The sequence below is a fragment of the Streptomyces canus 299MFChir4.1 genome (assembly GCF_000383615.1).
GTDB classification, from domain to species: domain Bacteria; phylum Actinomycetota; class Actinomycetes; order Streptomycetales; family Streptomycetaceae; genus Streptomyces; species Streptomyces canus_C.
On sequence record NZ_KB911667.1, the window covers coordinates 1 to 10,303 of the forward strand.

General features: G+C 65.7%; 8 protein-coding genes and 7 pseudogenes. 11 read left to right on the top strand and 4 right to left on the bottom strand.

What is annotated here, in order from left to right; genetic code table 11:
- From H293_RS59690 to H293_RS0148115, 7 genes and pseudogenes are all read left to right on the top strand, one after another.
- Positions 1 to 251: pseudogene (locus H293_RS59690) on the top strand (NF041680 family putative transposase); the annotation flags it as partial.
- A gap of 134 nt (positions 252 to 385) precedes the next feature.
- Positions 386 to 1,657 carry an IS256 family transposase gene (locus H293_RS0148100; protein ID WP_020124895.1) on the top strand — a complete coding sequence of 424 codons (1,272 nt, stop codon included), beginning with the start codon at positions 386 to 388 and terminating at the stop codon, positions 1,655 to 1,657.
- Between the two features lie 87 nt (positions 1,658 to 1,744).
- Positions 1,745 to 1,849, top strand: a pseudogene (locus tag H293_RS61220) (helix-turn-helix domain-containing protein); the annotation flags it as partial.
- Positions 1,850 to 1,901: 52 nt separating this feature from the next.
- Positions 1,902 to 2,246: pseudogene (locus H293_RS61225) on the top strand (DDE-type integrase/transposase/recombinase); the annotation flags it as partial.
- A pseudogene (locus H293_RS61230) lies at positions 2,219 to 2,788 on the top strand (peroxidase family protein); the annotation flags it as partial. The pseudogenes H293_RS61225 and H293_RS61230, both read left to right, overlap by 28 nt.
- Positions 2,789 to 3,500: 712 nt before the next feature.
- The gene (locus H293_RS0148110; RefSeq protein ID WP_020124897.1) at positions 3,501 to 4,685 is read left to right on the top strand and encodes a cytochrome P450 family protein; all 1,185 of its coding nucleotides are present in this window, start codon (positions 3,501 to 3,503) and stop codon (positions 4,683 to 4,685) included.
- Positions 4,686 to 4,861: 176 nt separating this feature from the next.
- Positions 4,862 to 5,203 (top strand): DUF427 domain-containing protein, encoded by a 342-nt coding sequence (locus tag H293_RS0148115; RefSeq protein ID WP_020124898.1) that lies wholly within the window; start codon positions 4,862 to 4,864, stop codon positions 5,201 to 5,203.
- A gap of 699 nt (positions 5,204 to 5,902) precedes the next feature.
- Here H293_RS0148115 and H293_RS61950 read toward each other — a convergent pair.
- The 3 genes and pseudogenes from H293_RS61950 to H293_RS53585 form a co-directional block, all read right to left on the bottom strand.
- Entirely contained in the window at positions 5,903 to 6,250 is a 348-nt protein-coding gene (locus H293_RS61950) for an aromatic amino acid lyase (RefSeq protein ID WP_397896550.1), read from the bottom strand.
- Positions 6,249 to 6,443, bottom strand: a pseudogene (locus H293_RS61955) (hypothetical protein); the annotation flags it as partial. The pseudogene H293_RS61955 and the gene H293_RS61950, both read right to left, overlap by 2 nt.
- Positions 6,401 to 6,803: pseudogene (locus H293_RS53585) on the bottom strand (transposase family protein); the annotation flags it as partial. The pseudogenes H293_RS53585 and H293_RS61955, both read right to left, overlap by 43 nt.
- Before the next feature lie 221 nt (positions 6,804 to 7,024).
- On the opposite strand from H293_RS53585, the gene H293_RS56855 reads away from it, so the two are divergent.
- The 4 genes and pseudogenes from H293_RS56855 (at position 7,025) to H293_RS52355 (ending at position 9,998) form a co-directional block, all read left to right on the top strand.
- Positions 7,025 to 7,636 carry a hypothetical protein gene (locus H293_RS56855; protein WP_259294748.1) on the top strand — a complete coding sequence of 204 codons (612 nt, stop codon included), beginning with the start codon at positions 7,025 to 7,027 and terminating at the stop codon, positions 7,634 to 7,636.
- Positions 7,637 to 7,789: 153 nt separating this feature from the next.
- Complete coding sequence (locus tag H293_RS0148125; protein WP_028808861.1) at positions 7,790 to 8,668, top strand: alpha/beta fold hydrolase; 879 nt, start codon at positions 7,790 to 7,792, stop codon at positions 8,666 to 8,668.
- 21 nt (positions 8,669 to 8,689) lie between these two features.
- Positions 8,690 to 9,358: pseudogene (locus tag H293_RS52350) on the top strand (IS630 family transposase); the annotation flags it as partial.
- A 145-nt stretch (positions 9,359 to 9,503) separates the two neighbouring features.
- The gene (locus tag H293_RS52355) at positions 9,504 to 9,998 is read left to right on the top strand and encodes a transposase (protein ID WP_397896552.1); all 495 of its coding nucleotides are present in this window, start codon (positions 9,504 to 9,506) and stop codon (positions 9,996 to 9,998) included.
- Here the strand turns inward: H293_RS52355 and H293_RS0148140 are convergent.
- The coding region (locus H293_RS0148140) for an IS30 family transposase (RefSeq protein ID WP_020124902.1) at positions 9,989 to 10,303 on the bottom strand (315 nt) is incomplete at its 5' end. The two genes, H293_RS52355 and H293_RS0148140, sit on opposite strands and share 10 nt — an antisense overlap.

Sequence of the window (10,303 nt, forward strand, 5' to 3'; positions counted from 1 at the left end):
GCTCCTCATGGCTCGACCACGACGGCGAACTTCCCCTGGTTGAGGGCACGCTGATCCGGTTGAAGGTCGAGCATCTGTCGACAGACCGGGACGCCCCACCGGTGTGGTTATGGTCCTCCAAGACCGGCGTCACTCCAGACGATGTGGACCGCTTATGGCAGGCATTTCTCCGCCGCTTCGACTTGGAGCACACCTTCCGCTTCGCGAAGCAGACCCTCGGCTGGACCACCCCGAAACTCCGTAGCCCCGAGGGTTGCGTCCATGGAGGTGGTGTACGGGTTCGACCTGATCCGGGGGTTTGCTCCGGCATCGGGATGGTGCCCGCATAGATGAACGGCCACCGGCTGATCTTCGAAGTGTCGAAGCCTCGAAGGAGATCAGCACGATGACCGCACCAGACAGTCTGCCCCTGCATGCCCTCACGGAAGACAACCTCGCCGCGGCGAGTCCGGATCTGCTGCGCGCGATGGTCAAGACGTTCGCCGACGCACTCATGTCCGCGGAGGCCGACGCGCTCTGCAACGCCGAATACGGGCAGGTCAGCGACGAACGCGTCAACCACCGCAACGGATATCGCCCACGCGAGTGGGACACCCGCGCCGGGACCGTCGAACTCGCCGTCCCCAAGCTGAGGCAGGGCAGCTACTTCCCGCACTGGCTCCTGGAGCGGCGCCGCCGGGCCGAACAGGCCCTCATCTCGGTGGTCGCGACCGCCTACCTGCTCGGCGTCAGTACGCGCAGAGTCGAGAAGCTCGCCGAGTCCCTCGGCGTCACTCAGCTGTCGAAGTCCCAGGTCTCGGCGATGGCCAAACACCTCGACGAGCAGGTGGCCGCGTTCCGCAACCGGCCCCTGGACCAAGGGTTTTACGCCTTCGTCTGGGGGGACGCACTGACCCAGAAGGTCCGTGAGGGCGGCCGCATCATCAACGTCCATGCCCTGATCGCGGTCGGCGTCAACGCCGACGGGCACCGCGAGATTCTCGGCATCGACGTCGCCACCGCCGAGGACGGCGCCGGCTGGCTCGCCTTCCTGCGCTCCCTGACCGCCCGCGGCCTGTCCGGCGTCCAGCTGGTCGTCTCCGACGCCCACACCGGCCTGGTGAACGCGATCGGCGCGGTCCTGCCCGGCGCTTCGTGGCAGCGATGCCGCACGCTCCCCCACGGCCTGAACGGCCGCGGGGGCACCCCCATCGCCCGAAATCTGCTGAGCCAGGTTCCGAAATCGGCCCAGCCCTGGGTGGCCACGCTGCTGCGGACCGTCTTCGAACAGCCCGACACGACGGCTGTCCAGGCCCAGATGCGGCACGTCCTGGATGCGTTGGAGGCCAAGTTCCCCAAAGCCGCAGCCCACTTGGACGTCGCCCAGCACGACCTGCTCGCCTTCACCGGGTTTCCGCGTGAGATCTGGCGGCAGATCTGGTCCAACAACCCCCAGGAGCGGCTGAACAAGGAAATCCGCCGTCGCACCGACGTGGTCGGCATCTTCCCCGACCGTGCTGCCCTGATCCGCCTGGTCGGAGCAGTCCTGGCCGAGCAGAACGACGAATGGACCGAAGCCCGCCGCTACATGGGCATCGAGCTCCTCGCCAAGGCCCACCTCCACCCGATCGAGTCAGAAACCGACGAGACCGCCCTGCCCACCGAACTCACCGCATAGCCTCAAAGACGAGATCACCGAGTGGCCGTCAATACACCACTCCTGCGGACGTGACCTCCGGAGTCCTCCCGGTTGTGCCGGTATCTGTTGCTATTGGAACGCCGCAGGATCGCCGCGTTGCGTGAACGTGGCCTGCCGATCCGGGAGATAGCCGACCTGCTCGGGCGGGCTCCATCGACGGTCAGCCGGGAGCTGCGGCGCAACAGCCGTCCGCACGACTACGGCCGATACGGCGCCGACCTGCGCGCTGCGGCGCAAGGGCATCGACGTGGCACGCTGTACCGTCGAGCGGCTGATGGTCGAGCTGGGTCTGGAAGGCGTCATCCGTGGCCGGCGGCGCCGTACCACGGTGCCGGAGCCGTCGGCACCCAGGCCGCCGGACCTGGTCGACCGCGACTGCACCGCGAGCCGGCCCGACCAGCTCTGGGTGGCCGACATGACCTATGTCCGCACCTGGACGGGCTGGGCCTATGTGGCGTTCCTGCTGGACGTGTATTCGCGGATAATCGTCGGCTGGCAGGTCGCGAACCACATGCGGACCGAACTGCCGTTGGATGCGTTGGAGATGGCGCTGTGGAGACGCAGGACGCCGTGGAGGTGCCCTTCACGCCGGGCCGCGTGGACGCGACCGAGGAGCACACCGACGTCGAGTCCTTCGCCGCGCTGGAGCCGGTCGCGGACGGCTTCCGCAACTACCTGGGCAAGGGGAACCGTCTGCCGGCCGAGTACCTGCTGCTCGACAAGGCGAACCTGCTCACCCTGAGCGCCCCCGAGATGACCGTCCTCGTCGGTGGTCTGCGGGTCCTCGGCGCCAACCAGGGCGGCACGGCGCACGGCGTCTTCACCGACCGTCTGGGCGTCCTGACCAACGACTTCTTCGTCAACCTGCTCGACCTGGGCACGACGTGGAAGTCCACCTCGGAGGACCAGACGGCGTTCGAGGGCCGGGACGCGGAGACCGGCAAGCTGAAGTGGACCGGCACCCGTGCCGACCTGGTCTTCGGCTCCAACTCCGAGCTGCGCGCGCTCGCCGAGGTCTACGCGAGCGACGACGCCAAGGAGGAGTTCGTGAAGGACTTCGTCGACGCGTGGGTCAAGGTCTCGAACCTGGACCGCTTCGACCTCGTCTGATGCCACCGCACCACGTACCGGGGCCGGCCCGCATCGGGCGGCCCGGCCGTCTTCTGAGTTGGCGCAGAGCGTGCGCGTGCGGTTATGCCGATAGTGCTGGCCGTTGCAGGAGTCGTTGTGTGTGAGGCAGGCAGGAGAGAGTGGTAGAACGTTCTGTCTTTACAATATGGGGAACATTGGCTAGCGTCACCTGCGGCAGAACGATCAGTCTTGCTGAACGGATGTGGTTCGCCGTATGCCTTCCAATTCATCTGGCCGTGAATCGCACGCCTTTCGCTTCAGACCGACGGAGTTGAGGGCGGTCAGGCCGAACCGAGGGCTCTCATTGCTGTGCGGCAGCCACCTCCTTGACGGCAGGGAGTGGCGGCACCGCGCATGAATCCCTCTCCACCCCGGAGCGGTTCGGCAACGTCGCGGTGGAACCTGCGAGCGGCTACCTGTCGACGGCTCAAGCCGTGGGTCTCCGCACCTGCGTGCCGCGAGTGCAACTGACCGCACTCGACAAGTCGATGGAGCAGCCGGCCCGGGCTGTCTCAAGTGCAGCACCGCATTTCACTACGCAACCTGAGGCCGACGCCGTGCAGCACATGCGTCGTGCTGCTGAGCCCTGCCCTTACCTGATCCACGAAGCGGCCTGGCGGAGCCGCGATGCCGAAGGCCGCTCGGTGCGAGTGTCGAGCCGCATCGGACCACCACATGAAAGAGGTATGACGTGACGGACATCGTTGACCTGGGAGAGTTCGGCGAAGAGCTCCGAAGGGACCCGCATCCCGTGTACGCGCAACTGCGAGCACGCGGCCCGGTGCACCGAGTGCGGCTGCCGGAGCCGGATCCTCGCCCGGAGGTCTGGTTGATCGTGGGGTACGAGGAGGCGCGCGCGGCGCTCGCCGACCCACGACTCGCCAAGGACGACAGCAAGAACGGGTTCACAGCCTTTGACGAGGAGTTGATCGGCAAACATCTGCTGGCCGCGGACCCACCGCAGCACACCCGGCTGCGCAGCCTGATCACGCGCGCGTTCACGCCCCGCCGCGTCGAGGAACTGCAGCCTCGGATTCAGCAGATCACCGACGAACTCCTCGACGCGATGCTGCCGCAGGGCCGCGCCGATCTGATCGAGTCTTTCGCCTACCCACTGCCGATCACGGTGATCTGCGAGCTGCTCGGCGTCCCCGAGCTGGACCGCACCGAGTTCCGCAAGATTTCCAATGACGCAGTGTTGCCGGCCGACCTCGATAGCATGCGAGACGCCTTTGTACGGCTCGCCGACTACCTGGATCGCCTCATCGAGGATAAGCAGCGCGGCGGGCCCGGCACCGATCTGCTGAGCGACCTGATCCGCACCACGGCGGAAGACGGCGATCGGCTCTCTCCGGACGAACTGCGCGGGATGGCCTACGTCCTGCTGGTCGCCGGACACGAGACGACGGTCAATCTCATCACCAACGCCGTCCACGCCCTGCTCACCCACCCTGATCAGCTGACTGCCCTGCGCGCCGACATGACCCTCCTCCACGGCACCGTCGAGGAGGCGCTCAGGTACGAGGGCCCGGTGGAGACCGCGACGTACCGGTTCGCCGCCGAGCCTTTGGAGATCGCCGGAGTGCCGATCGCGAAGGGTGAGTGGGTACTGGTCGGACTGGCGGCCGCCGACCGCGACGGGGACCGCTTCTCCGCCCCTGAACGCTTCGACATCAGGCGGGACACCCGCGGTCACGTTGCCTTCGGCCATGGCATCCACCATTGCCTCGGCGCGCCCCTGGCCCGTCTGGAAGCGCGCATCGCGCTCCGATCCCTCCTGGAGCGTGCCCCGGATCTCGCCCTCGATGGCCCGCCGCGGGAGTGGCTCCCGGGTGTGCTGATGCGCGGAGTGCGAAGCCTGCCTGTGCGTTGGTGAATGGCTCGTGACGTCTGTCGCCAGTGGAGGGACCTCTGTGAGTGGCCGGTTTCCGTATGAGTTTTAGGAGAGAACGTAGATGTTCATGGGGGCGGCCGTGTGCTTTCGCACTTGCAGGAAGTGTGTGGTGTCCCACGGTGCTGTCTGGATGAGGATCAACTACCAAGGAGGCAACCGTGACCGATGGACTTCCCAAGCGCAGGGGACACCGCATCACCGTCGAGCCGAGCGATCGGCATGTGCGTGCGGTGCGAGACGGCACAGTGCTGGCGGAGAGCGACGAGGCGTTGGTGCTGCGCGAGACGGGTTGTCCCGACGCGTACTACATCCCGTTCCAGGACGTACGCCTCGACCTTCTGGCTCCGTCCGACACCCGCACCAACTGTCCCTTCAAAGGCGACGCTTCATACTGGTCGCTGCCGGATGGGGCCGACCTGGCCTGGGCGTACCTCGACCCGAAACCGGAAGTGGCCGAGATCAAGGAGCATCTCTGCTTCTACGAGGTGCAGGTGTCCTGACGAGTTGGTACACAACGGTGGGCGGTCGTGCGTGACCCGGGCACACCTTCATGAGTGATCGAATGACGGTCATCGAGCAGACCGGTGCACGCAGCCGACGACGCAAGTAAGCTACTGACCGCTGCATTTGCGGCCGAAGTCAACGCCTGTTCGGCCGATCGGTTTCCCGAACCCGCGAGCAGGGGTGCCGTGCGCACGAACCGGCCGAGGTCCTGGACGCCGTGCTGAAGTCCGCACAGCCGGGCGCGATGAGGGCGATCCAGGACATCGGCGACGGCGCGGCTCTCACCCGGGTGTCGACCTCGTCGAAATCGCACGCTGCCGGGCTGGCAGCTTGTCTCGCGTCTTCCTTCCATTGGTGCCGGAGGGCAAGCGGGTCGAAAACCGGGTCCATCTCGACCTGAGCACGGCCGACGCGGCCGGCCGCGGAGGCCGAGCGGCCATGTGCGCCAGGATCCACGTCTCGGTCCGGCCACGAATTTCATCCCCCCCCGGCCTCGTGACATGACCGGCACCGTTGATCGAGAGGAGTAGTTCGCACTCGGGGTGTCTGCGCGTTGCGGCCTTTGTCTCGTCACGGCCGAAGGACTGTCGCCACGGCGTGCAAGATGCTGCCCCGGACGTCGTCGGAGGACAGCACGTCGCAGAGCACTGTCTCCACGTCCGCTCCGCAGGAGCGGTCGTCGCTCAGGCTGGGTATCACGTTACGGATCGCGCGGTGCAGGAGCTGGGGCCCCGTCCCAGGGCGGCAGGCCCGGCCAGGTCGACGGCTTGAGCGGCCACCAACGCTTCCACGGCGAGGACTTGGCCCAGTCGGACGAGGATCGTCATCAGCCGGCGCGCCCCGAGTGCCCCATTGGTCGAGTCGTCCTCGACGGCGGCTGCTCCGTGGCGGGTGTCTGTGAAAAGGGTACGGACGGCATGCGGATGTCGGCGACGAGTGCCTGGGCGGTCTTGGCCAGCGGTGCGAAGGCTCCGGGCCGTACGGGGACAGATTCGCGGGCAGCCCGCTGACGCCTGGGTCCAGGAGCCGACGCATGCGCTCAGCGGAGAGCGCTGCGGTCTGCGTCAGGGCGAGCGCGAGGGTGTCGAAAGGCGAGGCCCAGGGCGGGGGTGTGAAAGTTGCCTGACGAGAGGATTTCGCCCGTGTCGGGCAGGACCACCGGATTGTTGCCGCAGCCGTTGAGTTACGGTCGGAGAGTGGACGGCATGGTGGAGGCCGTCGCCGCGCTGCCGGCAGTCGCGGAGTATTTTGTAGTTCTTCATCCGGGCAAAGGCGTGCTCGACGCGGGCACGGATCCGACGATGCTCGGCGTTGTCTTCCTCCTCACCCGCGAGGAGTGGGCGGCCGGGCCGTTTTCGGTGCGGGGACGACCAGGCCGGTGTTGATGTAGGCACCGTCGCCCAGCACCGTGACGCCGTCGCAGTGCTGGGCAAGGCTGGAGTTCCGCCAGACCTGGGCGTCGGCCCGGTTGCCCGGGGCCGGGCGGGCGGTGGCCACGACCAGCCTGGTGTCGGTATCGATGATGACCTGCACATTTGCCGAGAACCGGTAGTTGCGGCTTGAGGCGCCGATCTTCCGGTCGCGGACGGGGACAAGTACTATGTGCTGGCGGGGCAGACTCCGGTCCTCGTTCACAACAGCAACGGTTGTCCGACTATTGATGACAGCCACATCGTGAACAACCACACCCCGAGGGTATGTTCTCGAGTGACCGTTCCAAGATGGAATGGCTGCCTGAGACTTCCTACCCGACCACGCTTCAGTACATCATTGATGAGAGCCGCACGTGACGCCTGCGCTTTCGCGCAAGGACCAGGATGCCTAAGAATCTGGCAGAACTCGCCCACGCAGCTCTGACCGCCGGGCACACGGCGGGCGCTGCCGCATCGCACGCCGTGCCCACCCGCCTCGACAGCACGACCGAGGCTGCTGTAGCCGACATATGCATACGCGACGGCCTCGGCTCCGTCCTCCTCTTTCACCGGCGCAAAGACGCCCGATTCGCAGAAGAACTCTACTTCTCGACCCGACTGGACGATGGGTCTTGGGCAGCAGCAGAGCACCTTTCTGGGGGCGCCATGGGAATCGAGCCGACCAACACCCGGGAAATCGCAGGAATTCTGAGCGGTAGAGCCCTGGTGCTGTTCGGTGAATCCAAGACGGAGCTGTTCACCGGCCGTCCTCAGGCCGACGAAGGATATGAACTGCTGCGCTTCTTTGAATTGCTCGTGGATAAGGAAGTCAGCCATTTGGAAATCAAGGACGCTTCACCGGGAGCTGACCCTGAATGCAGCCTCATCCATAAGTCACTCGTTTCGCAGGTGGCACTCCTTGCGCTCTTTCCTCGAACGCTTCACCATTCGCGCGATGGTGCAAAAAGGGGCTACTTCGTACCCTCTTGGCGAGCCGTACGAGCTGACCGGCTCTGACCTCAGGCGCGTAGCTGACTCGCCAACCTGGGATGAGGACTCAAGATGACAGAGCCGGAGAGTTGACCGCGATTCGTCAGACCCGAAGGTATGTGCAGGTCACCGGGCGATATTCTGGTTGTGCTCCGTGGATGACTATGACACTCTCCGTGCATGTCGATCGTTGACGTGTCCCCTGAGGTGTCCATCGCGTACGAGAGTTTCGGCGACCCTGGAGACCCACCAATTCTGCTGGTGATGGGTTTCGGCGCGCAGATGCTCGCCTGGCACGAGGACTTTTGCCGAGCGCTGGCAGACCGCGGCCGTTACGTGATCCGGTACGACAACCGGGACTGCGGGCTGTCCACCAAGTTCGACGATCATCCTGTGGACATAGGCAAGTTCGCCACCGTCAGCTCTGGAGACATTCCCGCAGCCCTCGCCATGGTTCCCTATCGGCTTCTCGACATGGCGGGTGACGGCCTCGGCCTGCTCACCGCGCTCGGTATCGAACGCGCCCACGTGGTCGGTGCCTCGATGGGAGGGATGCTCGCCCAGGTGATGGCCCTCTCCTGCCCGGAGCGGGTGCTGACCTTGACGTCGATGATGTCCTCGACCGGCGAGAGCGAATACGGCCAGCCCAGCCCGGAGGCCCAGGCGGTGCTGTTCAGTCCCAAGCCCGCGGACCGCGAGGGATATGTTGCGGCGGCGGAGCGGGAACTGGTGTGGGCTTCCAAGCGATACGGCGATGCCTCGGCGCTGCGTGAGCTGGCCGCCGCGGGCTACGACCGCGCCTACTACCCCGAGGGGATCGGGCGGCAGCTCGGCGCGATAATCCTCAGCGGTTCACGTGCGGATGCACTGCGTGAGCTGCGGGTGCCGACGCTGGTGATCCACGGCCTGGATGACACGCTGATCGACCCCAGCGGCGGGAAACGCACCGCGGAGCTGGTGACCGGCGCCGAACTCCTGCTGGTCCCCGACATGGGCCACGATCGCCCGCGTGAACTCTGGCCCGAGCTTATCGATGCCGTGGTGACCCATACCGGTTGAACAAGTATGTCCAGAGCACCTCTCAAGCCCCACCTGCAGGACTCCTTCAAACTGTCTACCGATCCGCAGTTCGTCGCCAAGGTCGTCGACGTCGTTGGCCTGTACCACCACCCGCCCGAAAAGGCGGTCGTGCTCTGCGTGGACGAGAAGAGTCAGATCCAGGCGCTGGACCGCTCGCAGCCGGTGCTGCCGATGATGCCGGGCATGCCCGAACGCCGCACCCACGACTACCTGAGGCACGGCATCACCAGCCTGTTCGCCGCCTTCAACATCGCCGACGGCACCGTCATATCGGCACTGCACCGCCGCCACCGGGCGATCGAGTTCAAGAAGTTCCTGACCCGGATCGACAAAGCGGTGCCCGCCGGACTCGAGGTGCACCTCGTCTGTGACAACTACGGCACCCACAACACTGCCGAGATCAGGACGTGGCTCGGGAAACACCCCCGCTTCCACGTCCACTTCACCCCTACCGGATCCTCCTGGATGAACCAGGTCGAGCGGTGGTTCGGCCTGCTCACCGACAAGCTCATCCGTCGCGGCGTCCACACCTCCGTGAAAGCACTGGAGGACGACATCACCGCATGGATCGACACCTGGAACGAGAACCCGCGGGCCTTCACCTGGACCAAAACAGCCGACGAGATCCTCAACTCCCTCGCCGACTACCTCACCAAAATCGGAACCACCGGTCAGAAAAGGGAGTGTCTAATCAACGGCGGATCTGATGATCAAGGAGATGCGTCTGATGACGGAGACCGCCGTGGAGAATGAGCAGGCCGAGCAGGTGGTTCAGGCACCGTCGAGCGCAGTGTCGGACGAGCAGCTCGTTGTGATGCTGGTTGACCGTGCCCGCAACGAGGGGCTGCAACTGACCGGCGAGGGAGGGCTGTTGCAACAGCTCACCAAGCGGGTGCTCGAGTCTGCCCTGGAGGGCGAGATCACCGACCACGTCGGCTATGAGAAGCACGATCCGGCCGGGAAGAACAACGGCAACAGCCGCAACGGGACCCGGGCGAAGACCGTGCTGACCGATGTCGGCCCGGTGGAGGTGAGGGTGCCGCGCGATACGGCCGGCAGCTTCGAGCCGCAGATCGTCAAGAAGCGGCAGCGGCGTCTGACCGGCGTCGACGAGATGGTGCTCTCCTTGTCTGCGAAGGGACTCACCCAAGGGGAGATCTCCGCTCATCTCGCCGAGGTCTACGGCGCGGAGGTGTCCAAGCAGACCATCTCCACCATCACCGACAAGGTCATGGACGGAATGGCCGAATGGCAGAACCGGCCGCTCGACCGTGGGCGGTTTCCACTGATCGTTGCGAATCAGCGGTAAGCGAGCTTTCTCGACCAGCGTCTCATGGCCTCGGCCGGGGTGCGGTCTCCGAGGACGCGGCGGGGACGCTCGTTGAGTTCCCGTTCGACTTGCGTGAGGTCGCGGAGGGTGTAGTGGGCGAGGCTGGTGCCCTTGGGGAAATACTCGCGCAGCAGCCCGTTCGTGTTTTCGTTGGTGCCGCGCTGCCAGGGTGCGTGGGGATCGCAGAAGTAGATCCGGAAGCCGGTCAAGTCCTCTATTTCCTCGTGGTGGTAGAGCTCTCGGCCCTGGTCCCAGGTGAGCGTGCGCCGCAGGGAAGCGGGCCA